Consider the following 24,232-nt stretch of genomic DNA (forward strand, 5'->3'; position numbering starts at 1 on the left):
TCACGCCGTTGGGCGGAGTCCGAGAATCTCGCGGGCAGCCCCGCTCACCTGTTCGATGTGTTGGTCCGGACAGTAGACGCCCAGCCGCCAGCGCGTTCGCTCGGCCGCGCGGATGCTGGCTGCGAGTTCGGACGTATCTTCGAGCCGTCGGACGATTCCGTCGACGACGACGTTTGTGCCAAGTTCTTTGAGCCCCGGTCTGCTCGGTACGTCGACGATGACTGCCTCGGGGTCGACGCCGGCGGCCGTTGCAATCTCGTGCTCGGCGTCACGGGCATCTGCGTATGTCACGTCAAGAATCTCGGAGGGAACGCGGTCCAGTCCCGCCCAGACTGCCCGTTTGTAGAGATTTCGCCGCTCGATTCGCCGACCAAGCTCGGTCTCCTGGAGCGCGACCAGCAGGTCGTGGTCGGCCATCCGGCGGAACTCGGCAACGGGTGTCTCCGTCGCCGCCAGGTATCGTTCACAGGCTCGGTCGAGCATCGCGCCGGCGATTCGCGACACGTGGTGGCGGTAAACGACGGTGTTCATCAGCGAGCGGGCCAGTAACAGCGACTCCGCGGTCGGGACGTTCCCCGCCGCGAGGGTGAGCCGGTCTCCCTCCAGCCGGAGTTCGCGGATGAGTCGCCCGTGGTCGACAGTTCCGTACGGAACTCCCGTGTGGTGGGCGTCTCTGACAAGGTAATCCATCCGGTCGACGTCGAGTTCGCCGGCGACGAGCGGGCCGAGCCGTCCCTTCCCGGCGATGAGGTCAGTAACGCGCTCGGGGTCGAGACCGTGTGATTCGAGCACATGACAGACCTCTCGGTCGGCGTCCGTGAGTAGCCAGCCGACCTCGTCGTGGTCGGTGCCCGTCCGCCGGCGGATGAGGTCTTCTGTCTGGTGTCCGTAAGGCCCGTGGCCGATGTCGTGTAACAGCGCTGCAGCGCGGGTGTGTTTGGCCGTATCGGCGTCGACGCCGAGGTGGTCGACGGCGTTGCTGGCGAGGTGGTAGACACCGAGACTGTGTTCGAATCGGGTGTGGTTCGCCGCGGGGTAGACGAGCCGGACTGTCGAGAGCTGTTTGATGTGGCGCAGACGCTGAAAGGTGGGTGTATCGACCAACTCAGCGGCCACAGGGTCGAGTCTGATATAGTCGTGGACGCTGTCTTTGACCGGGTTCATTGTCGAATTAATCAACTCCCGCCACATTGTGGTTTCGTTTCCGCCAGAGCGGGGTCGCGGGCGAGACAGTCAGTTCACTTCAGGTGACTGGTAACCACTTCGAGAAATCCCGCTCGCTGGAACGGCTTGGTCAGATAATCGACGGCGCCAGCAGCCACCGCGGCTTTCAGTTTCTCGTCTTGCCTGTTGCCCGAGCAGATGACGGTCGTCGCATCTGCGTCGTACTCGATGATGTCCTCACTCGCGCCGATGCCGTCGAGCACTGGCATCCGCACGTTCATCACGACGACATCTGGGTCGTATTCCTTGTATGCCTCGATGCCCTCGACGCCGTTTGTCGCCTCTGGGACGACAGTCCCAGCGGTCTCGTCGAGGAGTGCGCGATAGAGATTCTACATGAACGTCGCATCGTCGACGAGTAAAACGTCCCCCATCCCTGCCCGGACCAACGTACCCCCCGACTATAGGTTCCGGCGTCCGTTCAGGCCCCTTCGACGAGCCTGCGGAGGTGTTCTGGCGGGACCGCACCGCGGGCGGCATGCTCACCGAAGACGAACGTCGGCACCCCCGTAATACGACGGCTCTGTGCGGCGGCAAAGGCCTCATCGAGTTGATCCGCGCTCGCGTCGTCGGCGAGCGTTTCGGCGACGAAGCCGTCGGGGAGGTCTGCCTGTTCGGCGACCGAGGCGAGTACCGACTGTTCGCCGATATCACGCCCGTCCTCCCAGAGCGCATCGAACACGCCGCGGTGGAACGTATCGAACCTGTCGGGGTACTGTTCCGAAGCCCGGAGCCCGACACGCTGTGCGTCGTATGAGTCGATGTCCTTCGAGAGGTTCTGTACCATGTCGACCCCGTACTGGTCGGCCAGTCGCTCGACGTTCTTGCGTGCTTCCTCGTAGTACTCCTCGTCTTTGCCGGTATCGACGTCGTGGTCGATGGTGCCGTCGGGTCGGCGCTGGCTCGCCCGGAGGTCGAAAGGCTGCCAATGGACAGCCAACGGCCCGTCGCGCTCCGTTCGATAGCTATCGAGCGAGACGTATCCGAGATAACAGAACGGGCAGACGTAGTCGGCGTAGACGGTAAGCTCAGCAGTGGCTTGGTGACTCATACACCCTGTTAGCGCGCCAGCTACAAAGTCCCGTCGCGGTCGCGTTAACAGAGGCGTTCGTACTCCTGGTCGGTGAGTTCGATACCCGCGGCAGCGACGTTCTCTTCGAGGTGGTCGAGACTCGACGTGCCGGGAATCGGCAGCGTCACGTCGGAGTGTTCTAATAACCAGGCGAGGGCAATCTGGTGGCGGGTCGCGTCGTGGCTGTCGGCAACGGCACGCAGGTCGTCACCAACTTCGCCCAGGTCACCGGCAGCCATCGGATACCACGGAATAAACCCGATACCGTACTCCTCACAGGCCTGAAGTACGTCCTCGTCGTCGCGGTGGGCGACGTTGTAGCGGTTTTGGACGGTGGCAACTTCGACGTGGTCGCGGGCAGTTTCGAGTTGCTCGACGGAGACATTCGAGAGGCCGACGTGATCGACAAAGCCATCGTCTTTCAGCTCCGCAAACGCCATCACAGAGTCTTCAAACGGCGTGTCGGGGTCGGGCCGATGGAACTGGTAGAGGTCGATAGTATCGACCCCGAGGCGGTCGCGGCTGACGAGCACCTGATTGCGGATGTAGTCGGGGTCGCCATGGGGAAGCCACTCACCCTCACTGTTGCGGAGCAGCCCCGCCTTCGTCGCGACGACGACATCATCGGCAGGCGAAAGCGCCTCGCCCAGCAGTCGCTCGCTCACGCCAGGACCGTACGAGTCCGCCGTATCGATGAAATCGACGCCCATCTCGACGGCTTCCCTGACGATGTCGACTGCCCCGGCCTCGTCGTCGGGCGTGCCAATAACGTCGTCGCCGGTGATACGCATGGCACCGTACCCCAACCGGTGGACAGTCAGCTCTCCGCCGATATCGAACGTGTCGCTCCCGTTGTGTGCTGCCATCACAGGCCGTTCGAGTGCGGGATAAAAACAGTCACCGGTCGCCGACCCTCGAACAGAAGCGCTCTTCAGTAACGTTCATTACAGAAAGTTCATTCTGATTACACTTATGTGCATATGGTCCATCGGTACAGATACGATGAGACAACCACAATCAGCCGAGACGGCAGTCGGGACGAGAGAGTACTGTGAGACGATGAAAAGCCTCGTTGCGGCGGTGCTAACCCTGCCGCTGCTGGTCGCGTTCATGGTCGCACCTGCGGTTATGACTGGTGGGACGGTCGGCGTTGTCGCTCTCAAACTCTGTGAAGGACTGTACCCCCACGTGGTCAGTTTCGCCACGAAAAGGCGGCGAACGAGAGGACAGCACGACCAGTACGAGCCACAGCTTCCGTCTGGCAACTGAACAGCCACCCGTGACCAGTACAGTTACCCCCTGTCGTGTCGGCCTCGACGGAGACGAGACGCTGGCCCTCGGTGAGTATCGGATTGATTGTACATTCTGGCACGAGTAGCCGTGCTCTGTCTTAGCCGAAAGTCGTTATATGCGGCCGCTTATCGACGCTAACAGACTAAAAAATATTTCAGTAACCGGTCTTACAAAACTATAATTCAGATTATACTTATCCGTATACACCCCGTTTGTTTAGATACAATGAGACAGCTACCACCAGTGACTGGAACTGCGAACAGACAGATAGACGACCGCGAGAACTGGGTGCGTGGTGCGTTGCTCGTGACCGTACTTGGAGTGCCAGCCCTGGTCGCGCTCATGGCCACACCGGAAATCGTCTTCGGCATGGTGGTCGGTGTCGCCGGCCTCAAACTCGTCAAGTGGGGCTTAGGCTGCATAGGGACCAGCGACGATGCCGACCAGTCGAAGAGGCCGTGTGATGAGCGGTCGACCTGGAAAACCACCGCCGACTGAGGGGCGTTACTCGACGTAGCTGTATTTGCGTTCGCCCATTCGACCCCAGCCGTCGAAGACGAATTCGCCGTCGGGCGTCGTCAGGGGGTCCATCTCGATTGACTCGTCGTGGTTGTGTACGTCGTGAATCTGCTCGTACTCGTCGAACGTGATGTCCCGGCGGTTCTCGACCTGTTCGTCGATATTCAGCTGACTGATTTCGTCCTCCCAGCCGGGCTGGATGGCCTCGGCGTGGATCTCGGCCTGTGCACCGCTGCCGTACGAACCGACGAGCAACTGCCGTCCGGTGAGGTCACGGCCGTCTTCGAGCGCTTCCTGTAGGCCGGCCGCGCGGGCGATATGGACCGAGCCCGTGTACCAGTTCCCGACGTACCGGGAGATAGCGAGCGTTGGCTCGATAGTTTCTGCATACCACTCTTCGTACATGTTCGTCTCGGTCAGCGTTTCGGTGTACTCTTTTTGCGCTTCGAGGAACGCATCGTGAGAGTCGAACTCCGTCTCACGGGGCTGGTGACCGATTTCGTCGGCGACTTCCTCTTCGACCTCGGTCCCGCGGATGCAGTGTCGGAAACCGAGCGCGGCGGCCCGACGAACCATGCCCGGGAACGGCGTATGGAACGGGATGAGCGCGAAGTTATCGGGATGGGTGTCGCCGCCGTTGCGCTCGAAGTCCTCCATCGCCTCGCGCATCCGGGCCAGATACACCTGCATCGACCGCTTCCCGTCGACGCTGGGGAACTGCTGGTTGGGTTTCAGGAAGTCCGTCTCGTCGGCGCTGCCATACCCCTGTGCGTCACTGAAGGCGACGAGGTCAGGGTTTTCGTCGATGAGCATCGCCACCGCACCGGCGCCCTGGGTCGATTCGCCTGGGTCGTCACGCTCGTAGAGCGCGGTGTCTGTCGCGATAACGAGCGCCTTCCGACCCTGGTTGCGACCCGCACGAATCCAGTTGTACGCGTCGTCGAGTGCCTGCGTCCCCGCGACACAGGCGAACTTGCGCTCGCCTTTGTTGGCGTGATGGAGGTCGTCCTCGAAGACCTGTTCGAGACAGCCCGCGACGTACGTCGAGACGGGTTTGGACTTGTCGAACGCGCTCTCGGTCGCCACGTCGATGCGACCGATGTCGCTCAACGAGAGGTCTTTCCGGTCAAGCAGGCGATGGGAGGCGTTTGCCGCCATCGTCACGATATCCTCGTACACGTCCGGCAGCGAGGACGTGTACAGCCCCAGCCCCTTCGTGAACTTCTCCGGGTCGTCGCCCTGTGCGGGCGCGAACGTCCCCGGAAGGTCGAGCTTCAGTTTCCCTGTCCGTATCTCGATGCCGTCGATGCCTACTTCTGCCATACATGACTGTGGCGCGAACTCGTATAAGTGTGTGTCGACTGTTCATTCGTCGATTGTCGAACACCGGGCGACAGGCTATCTGCCGACAGCCGTCGCCGGACCAACAGTGAAGTTACTCGCCAGACAACAGTCGGTATGAACGTCGGTGTTCTTTCTGACATTCACGGGAACAAGGTGGCTCTGGAGGCAGTGCTTGCTGACATGCCGCCGGTAGACGCGCTCGTCTGTGCCGGTGATGTCGTCGGCTACAACCCCTGGCACGCCGACTGCGTCGAGACGTTGCGCGAGCGAGGAGTACCGACGGTGATGGGCAACCACGACCGCGCCGTGGTCGGTGACTCGGGGTTTGGATTCAACAGCATGGCCGGCGCAGGCGTTCAGCACGCACAGGAAACCCTCGACGAGGGGCACGTGGAGTGGCTGGCGGCGCTCCCCGACCAGCGCAGCGAGTTCGACGGGCGCGTCCGACTGGTCCACAGCCATCCAGACCACCGCGGCCACTACACGTATCCCGAGGAGTTCGGCCCCGACCTGCTCGGAGCAGAGTCGGTGCTCGTGCTGGGACACACCCACGTCCAGCACCACGAAATCTACGACGAGGGAGTCGTGATGAACCCGGGGAGCGTCGGCCAGCCACGCGACGACGACCCGCGGGCCGCCTACGGCGTGCTCGACCTCGATACGCTGTCGGTGACTGAACACCGGGTCACGTACGACATCGACCGCGTTCAGGAGGCAGTCGGCCGTGCAGGACTGCCAGAACGAATCGGAAACCGGCTCGAATCGGGCCGCTAGAACAGGTCCTGCAGGAGTTCGAGCGCGCGGTCGCGTTCTTCCCAGTCGACGAACACCGAGACAGACGTCGCGCTCGTGATAACATCGTTGAGGTTGATGTGTTCTGACGCCATCGGTTCGAGCAAGCCGTGGAGTGAGCCGCTCTGTTGGGGGAGGTCACCGCCGGTGATACGGATGACGGCAAACGTCGACTCGACGGTGACACTCGACATGACCTCGTCGTCGACGACCTGCTCGTGGACGAGTGCTTCTGCGGATTCGGCCTCCTCGACATCGGTGTAAAACGTTAGCGAGTCCATCCCAGAAGAGACCGCCTCGACGTTGATTTCGGCCTCTGCCAGGGCTGAGGACAGCGACGCGAGGATGCCCGGCTGGTTGCGAATCGCCCGCCCTGCGACGGTGATACAGGTCAGTTCTCGCTCCTGAAGGTCGATGAGGTTCTCGAACTCGCCCTCGACGGTCGTGCCTCCCGAGAGCAGGTCACCGTGTTGGTGATGGACGACGCGAACGCCGAACTCGTCTGTCTTGTACGTAAGTGCCGACGGGGCGATAACCTCGGCCCCGCGAAAAGAGAGGCTCCGAATCTCGTCGACGCTTATCTCGCCGACGTTGCGCGCCCCCTCGACGACACTTGGGTCGCCGGTCATTACGCCCTCGACATCGGTGACGATGACAACTTCGTCAGCGTCGAGATAGTTCCCCAGCATAACCGCCGTCGTATCGCTCCCGCCCCGGCCAAGCGTCGTCACGTTGCCGTCGTAGTCTTCGGCCAGAAAGCCGGTGATAACCGGAACGACCCCGTCATCGAGCAGGTCGGTGCAGGCGCGTGCCCGCTTCCGGGTCGCCTCGCTGTCAACTTCGCCGTAAGCGTCGGTGAGAATCGGCCAGGCGGCGTCGCCAGGTTCGAGAAAGACCGCGTCGATGCCCTGTGCGTCGAGTGCGCCTTTGAGCATCCGGACGGCAGTCCGCTCGCCCATGCTTACGATTTCGGCGCGGTCGGCCTCGTTTGCGTCGAACTCGATGGCCGACAGCAGTCGGTCGGTCGTCCCACCCATCGCACTGGCAACGACAGCGACCTCGTGGCCTGCGTCGACAGCCTCGGCGATAGACTCGGCAGCCCGCGTGACGCGCTGGCCGGTTCCCACGCTCGTCCCGCCGAACTTGGCGACTACGCGCATACCCCCACCTCGTTGCCGGTCGAAAGCGTTCCGTTCATGCCCTCGGATTCGGCGTGGGCGTGGATAACTGCTTTCATCCTCGCAAAAATCGACGACGGCCTGGCTACTTGGGAGACATGGCCTTCCCAAGCACAGTCAGCAGTGACAACAACACGAGCATCGGTGCCTGGCACAGTAAAATCAAGACGAGTGCCTGATTCAGCGTCACGTCGAGTTCGACGTAGAAGATGGCCTCTGGCACGGCCCACCACGACATCGCCGCAAGCAGGAAAGAGAACGCCACCAGCACCGCGACAGCGTTTTTCGGCGCGGCGAGAAACTGGTTGTACCGCTGAACCCCCTCTGCCGCCCGGAACAGTCCCCCCACAATCACGACCGCAGTGACCACCCAGACGGCTGCGAACGGATCGACTGTCACGAGCATGTCGACCACGTCGCCGAGAACCGCTCTGTTGAGGTAGAGGAAAGGTGGCCACGCCAGCACCACGTACACGAGCAGAAAGCCCAACACGGTCCGATACCGGTTTGTATCGGCCATATTGGAGATACGCTGTCATATTATTTATAACTGGTAGTCTATGATAACACAGCCCGTGTACCGCCGGCAGTCGCCAGCGACCACAGGCCAGCGTGTTCGCTGACGCGAAGTACCACGAAGCGTACAAAACAGTTACCAGATAGCCACGAGAAGTCGGCGGCTGTGAGTCTGTTAACGGACCCGCGAAAACGGCGCTGAGTCGCGTGGGTGGGCTGGCACTGGTGTTTCTCGCAGTCAACGTCTACCGCCTCTCGACGGCCGTCCTCTCCGAGAAGTTGATGCGGACGTCGGCATCTCGGCGGCCCAGTTGGATGTTCTCTGCGACCCGGTGGCTCGAACAGCCGACCCTCGAGTCGATCAGCGTCCCGCTTGTCGCCTTTGGCGTGCTCTATGCCTCGTTCAAACTCGTCACCGCGGGCGCGATGATGACGACAGGCTGGATAGAGGACACCCTGGGTCCTCGCCGGTTTTTCCTGTTGCTCGCGCCGCTGTGTGCCATCGCCTACGCGACTATCGCAGTCGTCCCGTTGTTCGTCCTCCCCGTCATCTATCTGCGCCGCGTGTTGGGCCGCATCTCCGGGCCGATTCGCAACCAATACGTCAACGACAGACTCGACGACGCCGGACGGGCGACGGTCCTTTCGGGCGTCTCGATGGTCTTTCGTCTCGCCAGCGGCGTCACGAGTGCTGCCTTCGACCCGATTGCAGAGTCGACGGGCCCGGTGACGTTTCTGGCGGCCGCCGGCCTGACGATATCTGCCCTCGCTGGCCTGCTCTGGATAGCCACGGACCCAGTTCGCACGAGCGACACTCCGGCCACGGCTGACAGACCAGCGCCAGCGGGCACAGACTGAACACGACGAGAGCCGCTGGGACATAGTGATTGTTGCGAGTCGTTCCCGCCGTGCCAACGTCTCAGCCGATGGCCCGTAACACGGCGATACACGTCACTGAGTCACGGAACTGCAAAATCACACTCGGACACTCAGACGTGCTCGTCGAGGAACTCGACGACCTGTGAGTAGGCCTCGATTTGGTTGTCGAGCTTGGCGATACCGTGGCCCTCGTCCTCGAAGATGAGCTTCTCGACGGGTACGTCCTGCTCGCGGGCACCCTCGACGATCTGTTCTGCCTCACCGACCGGAACGCGTGGGTCGTTCTCGCCGTGGAGCACAAACAGGGGTGCCTCGATGTTCTCGATGTTGTTGAGCGGGCTAATCTCCTCGAGGAACTCGCGGTCGTCTTCGAGCGAGCCGTACTCTGCCTCCCGGAGCGAGCGCCGCCAGGGCCCCGTGTTTTCGAGGAACGTGACGAAGTTCGCGATGCCGACGATGTCGACGCCTGCGGCCCAGCGCTCGGGGAACTCGGTCACCGACGCGAGCACCATGAAGCCGCCGTACGAGCCGCCCTTCGCGACGAACCGGTCAGGGTCGACGGCGTCCTGTTCGGCGAGCCAGTCGAGTGCGGCCCCGATGTCGCGGACCGAGTCCATTCGGTTTTCCACGTCGTCGAGATGGGTGTACGAGCGCCCGTAGCCGGTCGACCCCCGGACGTTCGGCTCGAAGACGGCGTACCCCTGTGAGAGGAGATACTGGGTGAGGCCGGTAAAGGAGGGGCGGCGCTGGCTCTCGGGACCGCCGTGGATGTCGACGATGACCGGCACACCCCCGTCTGGTATCTCCGGCGGCAGTGACAAAAAGGCGGGAATCTCCCTGCCGTCGAAACTCTCGTAGTGAACGATGTCTGGCTCGACGAACGTCTCGCGTGGAATCCCAGCAGTCGAGGCGTTCGTCCAGCGCGTCACGGCGTCGGCATCCGCGCCGTCCTCGCGCAGTGCAGCCACGTCGAGGACCGCGACGTTGTTGTTGAGCGTCCGGCCGTTCGAGGAGAGTGCGAGTCGGTCGCCGTCTGGACCGAAGCTGATTCCACCGGCGACGTTGCCCGGAACCTCGGGCATCGGCGACTCCGTTATCTCCGTCTCGCCGGTCAACTCGCCCAGTGTCAGTTCTGTGTAGCCGTCGACGTTACGCGAGTAGACGAGCAGGCCGCTGTCCTGGTCGAGTGCGACGCCGCCGACGTTCCAGTCGCCGCCCTCGCGGACGGTGTCGAGCTCGCCTGTCTGGGCGTCCATCCGGGCGAGATAGAGGGTATCGGCACCGCGGTCGGTCGCGACATACAGCGCCTCGCCGTCGGGACTCCACTGCGGACTCCGGTACCGAACCTCGTCGTCGTCGGGGTTGAGGTGTCGCCGCTCCCCGGTGTCAAGGTCGAGCACCGAAACATCCTGGTCGAAGCCGGAGTGCGATTCGACGAGAATGAGCGCGTCGTCGTCGGGACTCCAGCCGCCGACGGTGAACCAGCCGTCGCCCTCGAAGACGAGTTCGGCGTCGTCGCCGGTCGCGTCTCTGTCCTGGACGTAGATATCGAAGACGGACTCGTCGCGGCGGTTCGACGCGAAGGCGAACTGCTCGCCGTCGGAACGCCACCCACCCCAGTAGTGTTTGGCGTCGGGCGTGTCCGTCAGCGGCGTGATGGTTCCGTCGTCGTCCAGTCTGAAAAACTGCTGGCGCTCGTTGCCACCCTCGTCCATGCCGAATATCAGCTCCGACCGTTCCGGCGAGTAGCTGCAAAACGAGACCGGTTCGTCGTAGAAGGTCCGCTGGACGGGCCAGGCTCCCGGCTCTGACACGGTCCACACCTGTGGCACGCCGGTCGTATCGAGCAAGAACGCGAGCGTTCCATCCGGCCCGAGCGACCCACCGTGTGCCTGTCGTATCGTCAGGTATCGTTCGAGGTCGTACACAGCTACCGGGAACGGCTGCACGGCCCAAAGAAGTTGTGTCATTCGTGCGCACTCGACTACGCGCGGTCCCCTCCCGAAGCAATATATTGGGAATATAATGACGTTTAATCACAGCATCAATACCAGGGAATAGAGTACAATAAACAAGTGTTTGGCACGGGAAGACCAACATTTACAAGGGCACGAGAAAAGAGTGGACGTATGGGTACCAGAATTGAGGACCCAGACGCTGTGACACCACGCCTGTCTGAGACCGAGTACAGAGACCGGCTACGGGAGTTGCCACCGAGCGCGAAGCTGGTCGCGCGGGTTCTCGAAGCAGAGGGGGCACTCGCCCGAGGCGAACTCGCAGAGGAGTCGTTACTGCCAGAGCGGACGGTCAGGTATGCACTGAACAGGCTCGAAGAGCACGACCTCGTCGAGCGGCAGTACAGTCTTACCGACGCCCGGAAGCAGATGTACGCCGTGACCGCCCAGTAAGCGAAGCTGTTTCGACAACCGTTTTAACCCGGAACCGCTTGCACACATCAATGGCTACGTGTATCATCTGTGGCACATCTGTCGATGGTCGCGTCTGTGACTTGCACGAAGAAGACGTCGTCTTCGAGTTCCGGGGGACACAACCGGACGAGTTGACGCCGCGGCGCTACTACCGCGGCACCGTCGACGGCTACGCCGAGTTTGGCATCTTCGTCGACATCGGCGACAGCGTGACCGGCCTGTTGCACAAAAGCGAACTCAACACACGCCTCGATAGCATGGACCTCGAACCGGGCGATATGGTCTTCGTTCAGGTCCAGAACGTCCGAGACAACGGTAACGTCGACCTCGGCTGGTCGATTCGCCAGGACGAGTCCCAGTTCCGCGGGACACTTATCGACGACCCAGACGCCGAGACCGACCTTCTCGCCGAGGAAGTCGACGACGAGGACGACGAGGGCGACACCGACGACTCGGAGTCGACCGACCCGGAGCCCGTCGAAACCGAGTCTGTCGAGACAGCATCCGAGCCGGCCCAAGAGTCGGCGAGCGAGGAGACGCCCGAACAGCTCGATACCCCGGGCGTGACAGTCGACGAACTCGACGACTACGTCGGCGACCGCGTTCGTATCGAGGGAGAAGTCGCCACCGCGCGCCAGACCAGTGGACCCACTATCTTCGAGCTTCGCGACGAGACCGGCACCGTCGACTGTGCCGCCTTCGAGGAAGCTGGCGTGCGTGCCTATCCAGACGCGGGTGAGGGCGACGTCGTCCGTATCGAGGGAGAAGTCGAGCGACGCCGCGGCGAGTTGCAGGTCGAAACCGAGGCACTGGTCGTCCTCGAAGACGAGGAGCGCGAGGAAGTCACCGGACGGATGCGTGACGCACTCGTCGAGCGCGCCCGTCCCAGCGATGTCGAGCCGCTCGCCGAGGACCCGGCTGTCGAGGCGGTGCTTGACGACGTGAAAGACGCCGCAACCGCCGTTCGACGTGCCGTTCTCGAAGGGCGGCCAGTCGTCGTTCGTCACGCCGCAACCGTCGACGGCTACGTTGCGGGCGCAGCAATCGAGCGAGCGGCGCTCCCACTCATCCGCGAGGAGCACGCCGGCACTGACGCGGAGTACCACTACTTCGACCGCCGGCCCCTAGAAGATGCCGTCTACAGCATGGACGACGCGACCAACGACGTGACGACGATGCTCTCGAACAACGAGCGCCACGGCGAGCAGTTCCCGCTTTTCGTCTTCGTCGCCACGGGCGGCACCGCCGAGTCTCTGGACGGCTTCGACCTGCTCGACGTGTACGGCGCCCGGCGCGTCGTCATCGACGAGCGCGCAATCGACAGCGAAGTCGCCGAAGCTGTCGACGTACTCGTCGGTCCAGACCAGCACGACGGTCCGGCAACGACGGCCACCGCACTGGGCGCCAACGTCGCCGCACACGTCAACGAAGACGTTCGTGCCGACCTCGGTCACCTCCCCGCAGTGAGCTACTGGGAAGGGACTCCCGACCAGTATGGCGACCTTGCCGCTGCGGCCGGCTACGACGCCGACGACACTCGAACGCTCCGTGAAGCCATCGCGCTGGAGGCGTTCTATCAGTCCTACGAAGACAAGCGCGAACTCATCATCGACCTGCTGTTTAGCGCCGACGCGAGTGACCCGGCCGAACTCGCGACCCACATCAGCGAACAGTACCGGACCCGCATGGACGACGAACTCGACACCGCCGAGGCGAACCTCGAACGCCGCGACCGCGACGGCGAGACAGTGCTCGTCCTTGACACCGACGCTTACACCCACCGCTTCGAGTTTCCGCCGACACAGCTGTTGCTCGACGAGCTGTTCCGACGCCACCGCGAGGACTGCATCGCGCTCGTCGGCATCGACGAAGACGAGGCCTACATTCGGACCGACGAGGATGTCGACATCCGCGACCTCGTGGCGACGGCCCAGGAGTCGGCACCACTGGCCGCTCTCGATGCCCGCGGTGCCCGCGAAGGTCGTGTCGAGTTCCTGCGTGGTGAGCGCAAGAGTGCACAGGAAGCACTGCTCGATGCACTCGCCGGTGTCTTCTCGGCATCTGCCCCCGCGTAGGTAAGACAGCCAAACTCTTTGTAGCTCCGGCCCGGCCGCACGTGTATGGACGTTCAGCTACTCGAAGCGACGGCTGACCCGGAACGACTTATCTGTCAGGCAGCGCGAAACGACTACATGGAAGAGTACGTGGCCGACGCCTCCTTCGAGGACGTGATGACAGCCATCGACGGCGACTCCCTCGAGGACAGGCAGGAGACGCTCATCCATCACCTGCTCGACCACGGCCACTTTGGCCCGTTCGAACATCCACACGCTACGTTCGCCGTCGAGGGCATCAGTCGCTCGTGTATGGCCCAACTCACCCGCCACAGACACGTCTCCTTCGACGTGCAGTCGATGCGATATGTCTCCTTTGACGAGGTTGACCCCGAGGACGTCCACGACGGCGAGATGGTTGTCGTCCCGCCCTCGGCGACGGACCCCGACTGGGTCGGCCGAAATCAGGAGTCCGGTCCCGTCGACGATGAGACTGCCGCCGAACGCGAGGCACTCTTCCGGGAGACGATTGCCGACTCGTTCGAGGCTTATCAGAACCTGCTAGAAAAGGGGATGCCGCCCGAAGACGCCCGCTACGTCCTTCCCATTGGCACCAAGGTGAACCTCGTCATGTCGATGAACGCTCGGATGCTGATGCACGTCGCAGACATGCGTGCCGCTGCCGACGCCCAGTGGGAGATTCGTGAACTGACCGAAGGCGTTCTCAACCTCGCCGCGGAGTGGTGCCCGACTACCTTCGAGTACTACGACGAGAAGATGCACAACCGCAAAAACAGGCTTGCACCGTAGCTGATGGCAGGTGTTACTCTCTCGCATTGCCGGATGAAAGCATAATCGTTATACGGGCTTGCCCGCCTACGAATTAATGCGCTCTGGTAGTGTAGTCCGGCCAATCATATTGCCCTCTCGAGGCAATGACCGGGGTTCAAATCCCCGCCGGAGCACTCTTTTCCCTCCACTGCCCCGTGGTTTTTGTCTGTGAACTGATGGTGATTTCACCAATGTTCAAGACCACTAAAGTTAGGAGGATCGACCGAATCGACCGCTGTGTTGCGATTCGTTCTAGTGCGCGACCAAGTAGACTCGAAGGATTCTGTCGGGACAGTCCCAGACACGACGGTGGTGAGGACTGATGGTTGACCTCGATGACTATCCGATCGTCACTGAACCGTCGGAGTCGTACCTAAACAAGCGACAACTCGTGGACTACAGAGCAGAACGTGAGAACTGTCTCGAGTGGCTCTTGACGTTCGGAAAGAACCCAGAGAGGGCAGAAGGCTACGCCGAAGGGACTGTCAAACCTCGTTGTTACCGGATGGATCGATTCTACAGATTCGTCTGGGATCACGAAGGTGGGTACACGGCAAACATCACTCACGAACACGCCGACGATTGGCTGGGACACCTCGCTCAACGGGATGTCAGCAACACCCACAAGAACAATTGCTTGAAGTCACTGCAGATGTTGCTCAAGTGGCGACGCCACCAGCACGGACTCGCCGAGTGGGAACCTTCGTTTAGGTTCTCGAAGGAGAAGAGTTCACAGCCACGCGATTACCTCACGATGGAAGAACGCAGTGCTATTCGTGATGCTGCGCTGGAGTACGGTTCTGTTCCGAGTTACCACAACCAAAGTCCGGCAGAGCGTGAACGCTGGAAACGGTACCTTGCACAGCGGTTCGAGAAGCCGAAGTCGGAAGTCACGCCTACAGACTGGGGTCGTGCCAATGGCTGGAAGATCCCGTCACTGGTCTGGGTGTGTTTGGACGCTGGACTTCGTCCTACAGAGGTCGAACGGGCTGTGACATCGTGGGCAGATACTGAGAACTGTGTGCTACGGATTCCGAAAGAGGACAGTGCAAAGAACGTCGACAACTGGATTGTTGGATTACGTGATAGAACCGCGACTTTCCTGGAACGCTGGCTTGAGGAACGAGAAACATACGGTAAGTACGACGATACGGAAACGCTCTGGATGACTCGTCAGGGAAACCCATACGGGACACATTCGTTACGCTATCTCCTTCATCAACTCTGCGATATTGCAGACATCGACAGAGAAGACAGACAGATGAGTTGGTACGCAGTGAGGCACTCCGTTGGTACGTATATGACCCGAGAGGAAGACCTTGCTGCCGCTCAGGCACAGCTACGACACAAGTCCCCTGAGACGACGATGAAATACGATCAGGCACCTGTCGAAGACAGACAGGATGCATTAGATCGGATGGGGTAACAATTATCAAGCTTTGACAGAGTGTCATAGAACGGTTACTACACTCATTTTCTGGCCACCCGAGTCACTCAGTACAGGGCAAGCAGTGACCGGTGAGGTATCTATCCTACCAGATATTCGTTAGATACCGAGTGCTGAATACAGGGCGCGAATACAGCACCCACGACCCCGGCGACTGCGACTGTTGGGACGCCGACGCCGAACTCCCGTGTTGGCCGTGCTACCGGGACGGGTTCGACGTCCCGAATATGAGTGCAACCAGAGAGTAAGGGGCTCCGATTTTATTCTCCATTGAGTCGGCTCGGAATACAATTACCTATTTAAATATTTATAAGATTTCAATCTCATCAAAATGCATCGATTTTGGATTGCCTTGATTGCTGCCGCTTGCAACATTATAGCCACTATTCCCTGCCTGAAAATTATTGGATGCTATGACGACGGAACTAATGGGATCTTGAGTCAAGAAGTGTACGATAGTTTGACGTGTTGTTCCAGATGCGAGATCCTCTCCCGTGAGCATAATTTCACTGCGTTCCCAATCAAAATCGAAAGTGAACCGCACCCAGCGTTCAAAACCGTCACCCTGATACCAGTTCTCGCCAGATGCTCCTGCTCTCCGCCAGACCGTCCACTCGGGGCTGTTTGTGCCGCCGCCGCTCACAATTTCTTCATCCTCATTGAGAAACGCTATAGCTCCATTCTGCTGATTATCGTATTCATAGAAGTGAAACCGGATTCGGTCCGGACGGCCAGTTCCCGGGAGCTCCCACCGAAGATCAGGGTCGGTGTTAGGAGTAGTCTGACTTTGAATGCGAATACTATATTCGCCGTCGTGTGCTGTTGCAGACGACGGTTCCCAGTTAGCATCATTCACCTGCTCAAATGGTGCGACGGTCTGGTCCTCAAACCCCGCACGTAACGGAAGATTAAGGCCTGTTGCCGTGTCTGGTTCATCCGGCTCTGTCTCTGTCTGCGACCCATCTTCAGTCTGTGATGAGTCATTTTCAACCTGTTCCCTTCGCTGGATTTCAGGGTCACGCGGCGCGTAGTCCTCACTGTCAATTACACCATCTCCGTCCGTATCTTGGATATTATTCTCATCGTCACCGCCTCCTCTCAGCGCACTACAACCTGCCAACCCGCTCAGAAGTGTTACACCTCCCAAGCGGAGCACCCGCCTCCGTCTGGCATCATCCATACATGATGAAATAATAGCTGTTCAAAAAAACCTGAGGATTGTCTGACGTACAGCAATGTATCCACCCTTCGAGGTGTGTCACGGCGTCCGGCGAACGTCGTAGTTTACTACAAATCCCGACGCTGATTCTCCCGCGAAGTTCTATTGGCCTGTTCTGACTTCACACTCTGTATGTTGCATACCATCTCAAATATTATTCTTGTTTGGCAGATCCTTCACCGCTCAATTTACAGTGCAACTAATCGGTTGACTCGTCCAATTCACGGTGAAACCAACCCACGAGAATGATTATCTGAACGCTACGTCCCAGTGTTGTTTGTGCCACGGGGACGCCAGCAGGCGTCAATAGAGTCGGGGATATCGTGGTGCTCGCTTTGAGCAGTCGGCACAGACACACTCTTCTGGAATGCGCGCTCACCGACTGCCCTTTCGGATACTGTCGTCCGAGAGACGAAGTCTCTCGTGATCACGAAAATCTTCGATTTTCGAACGACCTCGTTACGTGGGCGGACAGGCCGCCTCCGAAGGACGGTTCGGAATCCGCTCCGTTCCGACCGATTCCTACTGTTCAATAGGGCGGCCTGTCACTTACACATCAGCGTAGGAAACTCACGGGGGGCGTTTGAACGGTGGGACGTTCCCAGAGTGACGGCGCGTATCCACGGCCTGAAGGCCGTGGTATTGCGCCTGCTCAACCTATAACCGACCCGCAGAACGGACACGTGCCGAGTTCCGACGCTGAGTTTGACATAGAGATTTTGAAGGGGGGAACTTGGAGCGTGTGACAAAGTTCCAAGCTCCGTCTTAATGTTATCACTCCGCATTTAAACCAATTAGGTGAGTTCGGTGAAAGCGATAGTCGGAACCGAGATTACTGAACCGAAGAAACCTCGACAGCGTACTCCTCCGCCAACTCCACGACATCATAGACGTGAATCCCCGATTTGAACCACAGCACACGGTCATCCATCCCATCAAAGTCCTCCGACGAGCAATCCAATCGCTCCGATACGGCAACGATGAGGTTCTCACGGTCAGCATCTCGGATTTTCCCCAGCTTCTCGTCGAGATATTCTGGCGTCCAGAACCCGACGATCTCGAATACCACCCGCCGACCATCAGGGTGCTCGATAGCGAAATCGGGGAGCATCACCTCAGCACCCAAGTCCAACACGTCATCTTCTCGGACGAGTTCCCAGTCTGTGTTCGCCCGTTCCCATTTCTGGGCAAGTGTCCGTTCCACGTCGGAGTCAAAGTCGCTTTGAGCCGAGTAGTGTGAAGACAAACCTTCGGTGTGGTCAAGCTCAAACAAAAGCGTCCGATCCGTTGACCCGCCATCCTCGTCAAGAATGTCAGCTTCCATTTCCCAGCGGTCACACAACGGGAGGGCAGGCAGGAAATTTGCCATCCGTATCCCGTACTTCCGCGATTTCGAGAAGAGAGAGGCCGCTCCATCCAGTGTGGCTTCGTATCCGTCTGCAACGTCAGTACTCCCCACGCGGTTCCCGTGGCTGTCGATTGGATAGATACGGTGAATCAACCCGAATAGCTTCACGTAGCTGAACACCGTCGCAAACGAGTCCCAGACCCGCACTCGCATCTCCGTAGCATCATAGAGGACGGCCTGTGCCAGAGCCAGATTGTATCTGGTGAGAAGCCAGTCAACCGTAATTGAGTCCTCAGCGTAGGATTCTTCACTATCGCCCGTTAGCCGTGTCGTCGTGGCTGAGTCATCTTTTTGTTCATATTCATCGGAAACACGGTTTCCGAACCGTACGAGACGTTTGTTCTCCTCCAAGTCTGCGTACATCCCTTGGTAGCACTCTTCAAGTGAGATACCCAGCTTGTCAGCAACGGAACTGTACACTCTCAACTTCTGTGTGTCCTCACCCAGCGTTGGTTGACGGACAATTGGATAACTCTCGTTTGCCTTTTCGAAGAGTGCTTTGCGAATCTCTCGTGGGTTAACTGGAGCGACCGTCTCGAACTCACACTCGTCTTTGAGCAGTTTCGCAAGTCCTTGGACGATTTTATAGTCGGTATCAGCAATAGTGAGTTGGTCAATCGTATCTTCCAAGTCTCCTTTTGGCTCACCGAGATGCTCCTCGAAAATCTTGATAAGTTCCGCAGCTGTCTCTCGATACTGTTGCTCATCAGTATCGATGAACAACGGAGTAATGCTATCCTCGTGTATGCGTGAGCGTGCGAGGTCAGCTGTCAGCACTCGCTGTCACCCCCTGCCGTCGTCGTTCGGAGACGTAGGTTTCCATTGTGTCTTCGGTGATAATCTCGTAGAGACGAGCAGGTTGACGGTCGTCTGTCGGTCGGAGAATCCGTCCCAGCCGTTGTGCGTACTGTCGTTTCGAGGCACTCCCAGACAGAATAATGCCCACATTCGCAGACGGAACGTCGATGCCTTCATCCAACACCTGTGAGGTAGCCAGCATCGAGTACTCTCCCGTCCGAAACCGCTCCAAGATCTCGGTGCGTTCCTCAGTCTCGGTCTGGTGTGTGATACACGGCACGACGAACTCTTGGGAAATCTCGTAGGCGAACTCGTTGTTAGCAGTAAAGATGATTGTACGGTCGTCGTAATGCCGTTTCAAGAGATTATCGAGCGTGTCCAGCTTCTTTTCAGCCGTGCGGGCGATCTTCTCCGCCCGTTGCTTGGCGATGAGAGCCCGTCGCCCCTGTGGGTCGTACGAGGTGCGTTTGAGGAACTCAGCATAGCCGTTCTCTTTCCAGAGGTCAAAGTCGTGGCTATCCACGTAGTCACGGTAGATCTGATACTCCTCATCGTAGGTTGTCCGCTCGTCGTTGGTGAGTCCGACTTGGAGGTGAATCGTCTCGTACTCGCTGAGAAACTCGCCAGCAAGCTCGTCAACCTCTTCTCGATAGACAACTGTCCCAAGCAAGTCCTCCAGCTCTTCGTGTGCTCCATCGGCACGCTCGTAGGTAGCTGTCAATCCAAGCCTATACGGAGCAATCATCATCTCGGGAATTTGCTGGTAGGTTGGGGCTGGCAAGTGGTGAACCTCATCGACGACGAGGAGCCCGAACTGGTCGCCGTACTCGTTGATGTAGCGGTAGGCAGAGTCGTAGGTCGTTACTGTGATGTCCGCTATCTCGTGGCTTCCTCCCCCAAGAACGCCGACACCGTCTGGAAGTTGGTCACCGAAGGCATTGGTGAGAGTCGCGTGCCACTGGTTCATCAGGTCGATAGTCGGCACGACGACGAGCGTACTCACACCTGCGTCAGCAATAGCTTGGACGGCGAGGAACGTTTTCCCGCTTCCAGTCGGGAGGACGACGCTTCCTTGACGGTTGTTGTCTTGCCACGCAGAGAGAGCGTCCTGTTGGTAATCTCGTGGTTCGATGGCGACAGACGGCGTGAGATAGAACTCTGAGTAGGCACGAGCGTCATCGATTAACTCAGCCACAGTTGCTGTGGATTCTTCAAGGGTAGCTTGTCCATCAGACTCAGTTGCCCACTGTCGAATATCACGGTAGTGCTGTGCCTGTGCCCGATACTCGTCAACACGGTCGTCCCATTCGGCATACGGCACAGTATCAGGAGCGTCTTCGATAAGAAGCGTGCCATCATCAAACGAGAGACGCATTCGACTTTACCTATGTTGGTGGGATACTTGTCCTTGCTGGGGTTGGAATTTCGAAGAGAACACTATATTGAGAGGTCGTCAGCAGTTGAGCGAAGCTCGCTCTTTGTCGGCTGTCTCCCGATGTCGACGGAGCGGTCGCCAACCCAGAACCGAAACTGCTGGTGGTCAACATCGAAGTGAAGTCCACACGAGACATCTGGCTCTGCTTGTTCGTACTTGGATTTGCTCACGTTCTCGCCTTCTTGGAGCGTTTCAAGGAGATACTCGGCGGCGTGTGGGCGTTGCTTCATCGCCAAAATGTGGTCGGCTGCCACGTGTTTCAGCACGTCCCCACCTGTGTCGTATCTGTCCCCGACAAAATAGAACTCTCCGCTGAACTCGTAGGACTCGACGTGGATACTGAGAGCATACGTCATATGCTATCGTCGTCGTTCTGTGGCACAAACATTACGCCTCCAGTTGCTGTTAGAGGAGATAATGACAGCAGACCGCCGCCCTGACGAAATCGAAGTTGATCGGCTTGACCAGCAGTTAGCAACCGCTGAAAACGGAGATATGACCGCACTCACAAAGGCAGTCGCAACCTACGAAACACAGTTAGCGAGCGCACACGAGAAAGGGGAATCCGACCGCTACCAAGGTATTTCCAGAGCCTAGGAACAGCTCATCACCGTGCTTGACGACGCAACGCAGACCGAAGGATGGGAATCGCTTGAAGTGTTTCTCGACGCGTACCATCCAGACACAGCTGACGAGTTCCCCACGTGACGACGATTCTCCAGAACGTTACAAGTCGCTACCTCATCCGTACCCGCTTGTCGGACGGTATCGATAGTGTTCCCGTTCCCGCTCTGACGTTCTTCAGTTCGATTCTTGACCAGGTTGAGGGAGATGGATACGATTTCATCAGAGAAGCACTCCATCCGTACGGCTGGGGTATCGGGCATCCAGACCATTCGGTTGCGGACGATATCCAGCAGTACGCCTCGTCGAGTCTCCCGCTTGTGAATGCGATACTCGAACACGCGTTCTATGCCGACCAGCATTCAGCCGTAGAACTGCTGGAAGGACACATGATTGCTATCTATCTGAATTCCATCAGAAACCCCGTGCAAGATTCAGAGGGTCAGTATCTGACTACCGTTGCGGGCTCTTACGGCCGTCACGAGGAACGAGCGGCCATTCTGTGACGTTTTTCGGTGTCAGACGCCCGATTACGATTCCGAGAACACGTCCAAACCTGACTGTACAGTGAGGCTTCCCCATACGGTGGTGACAACTCACACAGAAGGTGATGAGATTCGACAGTCGATTCGCCTCTTCGTAGTCGTTGAACGATTCGTACGGGACGATATGGTGCACCTGTAGCTGGTCCTCGCTCCCGCAGTGCTGACACTTGTGGCCATCTCTGTCACGGGCTTTCTCACGCTGTCGTGCCCAGTTCGGGCCGCGATAGTAGTCGTCGTTGTCCTTCCACCGCGGGTGGTTCTCACCTGTGTATTCTCTTGCCCGCCACTCAACCATGCACTCCTGCGAGCAGAACCGTGTGCTCCCTTCCTCGTATGGTTTCACTATGTAGGTATCCTCACACCACTCGCAGGTACACTCAATCGGTTTGTGCTCGTTCGGATTCCCGTGACCGCTGTAGGCTTCAACCTTCCATGCAGCATCACACTCGCGGCTACAGAAACAAGAGCTGTCCTTTCTCGCGTGTTTCTCGTCGTACTCCTCGCCGCAGACTTCACAGACCAGAGTCACCCGACCGTTCCGATGACGCTCAAGACCAGCAGCATCCTGTAGCTCACCCATCCCATCGAAGTGCCCGCGGATTGCACTCCACGTATATTCGCCGTGGTCGTTGTATTCCTCTTGACTCGGCGTCTTCCCAAGCTCGTCAGCGAGGTCCTGATAGTCCTCAATTAGCTCATCTCGCGTGACCGAACGAGGATGGTCTTCGCCTTCCATCGTCGGTGGGTCGGGGTCACGGGTGTCGATATCGTGGCGGTCAAGCCAATCGCAAATCGTAACGTCGGAACAACCGAGTCGGTCACCAATCTCGGCCATCGATAGACCTTCATCTACGTAGAGGCGTCGTAACCGTTCCTCCTTGCGCCACGGTGACTCCGTCACACTCGTCATGTGAACTGCTGGACACATAGTTTCGGGGGCACTCAATCATGTGGGTCGGGCGGTCAGATGTGAGCATTCCCGCGACAACCTGACTGCGAGCGCCGAGACTGCTGTCACGCCCTGCCGAGTGGTCAGTCGAACACACGCTGGTGACAGTATGTACAGAGAGTTAGCAAGTTTCCGAGGTCGTTCGCCTCAGCAGGGCTCTCGAAGTCATTAATTCGGGTGAGATGGTGGACGGAGAGTTCTCTCCCGTGGATGAGTCTGCTTGCACCGTCCGTCACGCCACAGAGGAAACACTCGCATCCGTCACGCTCTCTGGTCTCCCGTCGCTTTCGTGACCAATTCGGACCGTAATACGGCTCAAATCCGCCTTTCCAGTTCGGATGTGACTCTCCGGAGACGTTGGTGGACCACCACTCCCCCTTGCACTCACGGTCACAGAAGTGATGCTCACTACGAGTGGATTGCGCAGGAATCACTTCCTTCTCATCGCCGCACCACGAACAGGTGACCGTCACTCGATCCTTCTCGTGGAGTTCCGATGGATTCGCACTGTAGTATGCACCTTTGCAGTCCTTGTCACAGAACTGGTGCTCGAACTTTTTGACTCGCCACCTCGGACGAAAGAGATCGGTATCGCACCACGCGCATTCCGTAGAGACCTGACTGTAATTCGGGTGGTCTTCACCCGATCTATTCTCCGATTTCCAGTCCGCTTCACACGAATTACTACAGAAGGTGATCTCGTTGACTTGTGACGGGGTCCGCTCCACGGTAGTACCGCAATAACTACACGGCACAGTTACTTTGCCGCCGTTCCACATCGGTCCGTCTTCACCGCTGTACGCCTCTGACTGCCACTCGCCCTTACACTCATGACTACAGAATCGTCGCCGCTCAGCTTCATCGGGGGTGAGCTGTTTCGTCGAACCACATCGCTCGCACTCAAACTCAACTCGCTCCTCAAGCGTCAGCGACCGATCCCCGTGGACCGTCGTATGGTGAATCTTCAATCCGTGTTCGGTGTCAAAGTCGTTCTTTCCGCACGTTGGGCAGACGATGGTGTCAGAGTCTTCAGTCTGCTCGGCGGGACCGTCTCCCAGCTCGTTGAGCCTCATCTGCCGCCGATCATTCATCTTATTGAAGACTTGCTTGAGACGACTTTAATTTGAGGTAGCAAGATACGCGCCTTCCATCTTGCAGACCAGGTCAAATATCACATTCACCTGATTGTTTCTGTAGCGCTCAGTCTAGGGCAAGTAGTGATTGGTTAGGTATCTATCTTACCAGATCTTCGTCAGATACCGAGTGCTGAATACAACGCGCATATTCAGCACGCGGTGACGAGCGAAAACAAATGGCGAAATAGTGCTCTATTGAAAATGGAAGACGGCGACAGGATCACTCCGTAACGAGTTTGAGAAGATGAGGTCGAGAAGGCGATTATGGGCGTCGCTTTGCTCGACCTCGTTGAGACAGCACTACGTGTAGCCAAACAAGCGTTGGGAAACCGAGCGGGCAAGCCCGACTCGGGCGGGCTTGCCCGCGAGGCCCACATCGTTGCTCACTGTATTCGAAAGGAGGAGGGCCACACCTACGCCGAACTCGTCGATCGGCTAAGTCTCATGCCAGCGGTCTGCGACCGCCTCGGCATTAACCCGGACGCGCCGCCTGATCCAACCACGTTCTACCACTCGTTCGACCGCTACGCGATGTACATC

The 24,232-nt window shown here is 58.9% G+C and carries 23 protein-coding genes, 1 tRNA gene and 2 pseudogenes; 12 read left to right on the forward strand and 14 right to left on the reverse strand.

The window, feature by feature from the left end; translation table 11 throughout:
* The 4 genes and pseudogenes from BLR34_RS12145 to BLR34_RS12160 all read right to left on the reverse strand — a co-directional run bounded on the left by BLR34_RS12145 (position 1) and on the right by BLR34_RS12160 (position 3,162).
* Positions 1-1,164 (reverse strand): HD domain-containing protein, encoded by a 1,164-nt coding sequence (locus BLR34_RS12145; RefSeq protein ID WP_092703392.1) that lies wholly within the window; start codon positions 1,162-1,164, stop codon positions 1-3.
* A gap of 74 nt (positions 1,165-1,238) precedes the next feature.
* Positions 1,239-1,538, reverse strand: a pseudogene (locus BLR34_RS12150) (response regulator); the annotation flags it as partial.
* Positions 1,539-1,645: 107 nt separating this feature from the next.
* Entirely contained in the window at positions 1,646-2,275 is a 630-nt protein-coding gene (locus tag BLR34_RS12155; protein ID WP_092703394.1) for a DsbA family oxidoreductase, read from the reverse strand.
* Positions 2,276-2,319: 44 nt separating this feature from the next.
* Positions 2,320-3,162, reverse strand: coding sequence for an aldo/keto reductase (locus BLR34_RS12160; protein ID WP_092703397.1), 843 nt, complete (start codon positions 3,160-3,162; stop codon positions 2,320-2,322).
* Positions 3,163-3,298: 136 nt separating this feature from the next.
* On the opposite strand from BLR34_RS12160, the gene BLR34_RS12165 reads away from it, so the two are divergent.
* Together BLR34_RS12165 and BLR34_RS12170 are read left to right on the forward strand one after the other, a co-directional pair.
* Positions 3,299-3,565, forward strand: a complete 267-nt coding sequence (locus tag BLR34_RS12165) for a hypothetical protein (protein ID WP_092703399.1) — start codon at positions 3,299-3,301, stop codon at positions 3,563-3,565.
* A gap of 249 nt (positions 3,566-3,814) precedes the next feature.
* Entirely contained in the window at positions 3,815-4,087 is a 273-nt protein-coding gene (locus tag BLR34_RS12170) for a hypothetical protein (protein ID WP_143414160.1), read from the forward strand.
* Between the two features lie 6 nt (positions 4,088-4,093).
* Here BLR34_RS12170 and hmgB read toward each other — a convergent pair whose 3' ends face one another.
* Positions 4,094-5,431: a hydroxymethylglutaryl-CoA synthase gene (hmgB, locus tag BLR34_RS12175; RefSeq protein WP_092703403.1), complete on the reverse strand. Its 1,338-nt coding sequence runs from the start codon at positions 5,429-5,431 to the stop codon at positions 4,094-4,096.
* A 135-nt stretch (positions 5,432-5,566) separates the two neighbouring features.
* Here hmgB and BLR34_RS12180 point away from each other — a divergent pair, with 135 nt between their 5' ends.
* Positions 5,567-6,226, forward strand: coding sequence for a metallophosphoesterase family protein (locus tag BLR34_RS12180; RefSeq protein ID WP_092703405.1), 660 nt, complete (start codon positions 5,567-5,569; stop codon positions 6,224-6,226).
* Here BLR34_RS12180 and BLR34_RS12185 read toward each other — a convergent pair.
* Positions 6,223-7,404 (reverse strand): aspartate kinase, encoded by a 1,182-nt coding sequence (locus BLR34_RS12185; RefSeq protein WP_092703407.1) that lies wholly within the window; start codon positions 7,402-7,404, stop codon positions 6,223-6,225. The genes BLR34_RS12180 and BLR34_RS12185 overlap by 4 nt on opposite strands.
* Before the next feature lie 103 nt (positions 7,405-7,507).
* Entirely contained in the window at positions 7,508-7,942 is a 435-nt protein-coding gene (locus tag BLR34_RS12190; protein WP_092703409.1) for a hypothetical protein, read from the reverse strand.
* Positions 7,943-8,145: 203 nt separating this feature from the next.
* Between BLR34_RS12190 and BLR34_RS12195 the strand changes: the two genes are divergently transcribed.
* A complete protein-coding gene (locus tag BLR34_RS12195; RefSeq protein ID WP_092703411.1) occupies positions 8,146-8,796 on the forward strand; it encodes an MFS transporter in 651 nt (216 codons plus the stop codon).
* Between the two features lie 131 nt (positions 8,797-8,927).
* Here BLR34_RS12195 and BLR34_RS12200 read toward each other — a convergent pair whose 3' ends face one another.
* Complete coding sequence (locus tag BLR34_RS12200) at positions 8,928-10,787, reverse strand: S9 family peptidase (protein WP_092703413.1); 1,860 nt, start codon at positions 10,785-10,787, stop codon at positions 8,928-8,930.
* Between the two features lie 159 nt (positions 10,788-10,946).
* Here BLR34_RS12200 and BLR34_RS12205 point away from each other — a divergent pair, with 159 nt between their 5' ends.
* The 5 genes from BLR34_RS12205 to BLR34_RS12225 all read left to right on the forward strand — a co-directional run bounded on the left by BLR34_RS12205 (position 10,947) and on the right by BLR34_RS12225 (position 15,557).
* Complete coding sequence (locus tag BLR34_RS12205; RefSeq protein WP_092703415.1) at positions 10,947-11,225, forward strand: MarR family transcriptional regulator; 279 nt, start codon at positions 10,947-10,949, stop codon at positions 11,223-11,225.
* A 50-nt stretch (positions 11,226-11,275) separates the two neighbouring features.
* Complete coding sequence (locus BLR34_RS12210) at positions 11,276-13,321, forward strand: DHH family phosphoesterase (RefSeq protein WP_092703417.1); 2,046 nt, start codon at positions 11,276-11,278, stop codon at positions 13,319-13,321.
* Between the two features lie 45 nt (positions 13,322-13,366).
* Positions 13,367-14,110: an FAD-dependent thymidylate synthase gene (thyX, locus tag BLR34_RS12215; RefSeq protein ID WP_092703419.1), complete on the forward strand. Its 744-nt coding sequence runs from the start codon at positions 13,367-13,369 to the stop codon at positions 14,108-14,110.
* Positions 14,111-14,190: 80 nt separating this feature from the next.
* Positions 14,191-14,265, forward strand: a tRNA-Glu gene (locus tag BLR34_RS12220).
* Between the two features lie 188 nt (positions 14,266-14,453).
* Positions 14,454-15,557, forward strand: a complete 1,104-nt coding sequence (locus BLR34_RS12225) for a tyrosine-type recombinase/integrase (protein ID WP_092703421.1) — start codon at positions 14,454-14,456, stop codon at positions 15,555-15,557.
* Between the two features lie 328 nt (positions 15,558-15,885).
* On the opposite strand, the gene BLR34_RS12230 is transcribed toward BLR34_RS12225, so the two are convergent.
* The 4 genes from BLR34_RS12230 to BLR34_RS12245 all read right to left on the reverse strand — a co-directional run bounded on the left by BLR34_RS12230 (position 15,886) and on the right by BLR34_RS12245 (position 20,794).
* A complete protein-coding gene (locus BLR34_RS12230) occupies positions 15,886-16,758 on the reverse strand; it encodes a hypothetical protein (protein ID WP_092703423.1) in 873 nt (290 codons plus the stop codon).
* Between the two features lie 871 nt (positions 16,759-17,629).
* On the reverse strand, positions 17,630-18,982 hold the full coding sequence (locus BLR34_RS12235; protein WP_092703425.1) for a DUF790 family protein: 1,353 nt from the start codon (positions 18,980-18,982) through the stop codon (positions 17,630-17,632).
* Positions 18,969-20,378: a DEAD/DEAH box helicase family protein gene (locus tag BLR34_RS12240; RefSeq protein ID WP_092703427.1), complete on the reverse strand. Its 1,410-nt coding sequence runs from the start codon at positions 20,376-20,378 to the stop codon at positions 18,969-18,971. Before BLR34_RS12240 ends, BLR34_RS12235 begins: the two co-directional genes overlap by 14 nt.
* Before the next feature lie 62 nt (positions 20,379-20,440).
* Positions 20,441-20,794, reverse strand: a complete 354-nt coding sequence (locus BLR34_RS12245; RefSeq protein ID WP_092703429.1) for a hypothetical protein — start codon at positions 20,792-20,794, stop codon at positions 20,441-20,443.
* 19 nt (positions 20,795-20,813) lie between these two features.
* Between BLR34_RS12245 and BLR34_RS17410 the strand changes: the two genes are divergently transcribed.
* Both BLR34_RS17410 and BLR34_RS17415 read left to right on the forward strand, forming a co-directional pair.
* Entirely contained in the window at positions 20,814-21,035 is a 222-nt protein-coding gene (locus BLR34_RS17410) for a DUF8137 family protein (RefSeq protein WP_245683214.1), read from the forward strand.
* A gap of 107 nt (positions 21,036-21,142) precedes the next feature.
* Positions 21,143-21,568, forward strand: a complete 426-nt coding sequence (locus BLR34_RS17415) for a DUF8137 family protein (protein ID WP_245683215.1) — start codon at positions 21,143-21,145, stop codon at positions 21,566-21,568.
* Here the strand turns inward: BLR34_RS17415 and BLR34_RS12255 are convergent.
* On the reverse strand, positions 21,516-22,517 hold the full coding sequence (locus BLR34_RS12255) for a homing endonuclease associated repeat-containing protein (protein WP_176765314.1): 1,002 nt from the start codon (positions 22,515-22,517) through the stop codon (positions 21,516-21,518). The genes BLR34_RS17415 and BLR34_RS12255 overlap by 53 nt on opposite strands.
* Before the next feature lie 122 nt (positions 22,518-22,639).
* A complete protein-coding gene (locus tag BLR34_RS16655; RefSeq protein WP_176765315.1) occupies positions 22,640-23,629 on the reverse strand; it encodes an HNH endonuclease in 990 nt (329 codons plus the stop codon).
* Positions 23,630-23,956: 327 nt separating this feature from the next.
* Between BLR34_RS16655 and BLR34_RS12265 the strand changes: the two are divergent.
* A pseudogene (locus BLR34_RS12265) lies at positions 23,957-24,232 on the forward strand (IS5/IS1182 family transposase); the annotation flags it as partial.

It is taken from the genome of Halovenus aranensis (assembly GCF_900100385.1).
Taxonomy (GTDB): Archaea; Halobacteriota; Halobacteria; order Halobacteriales; family Haloarculaceae; genus Halovenus; species Halovenus aranensis.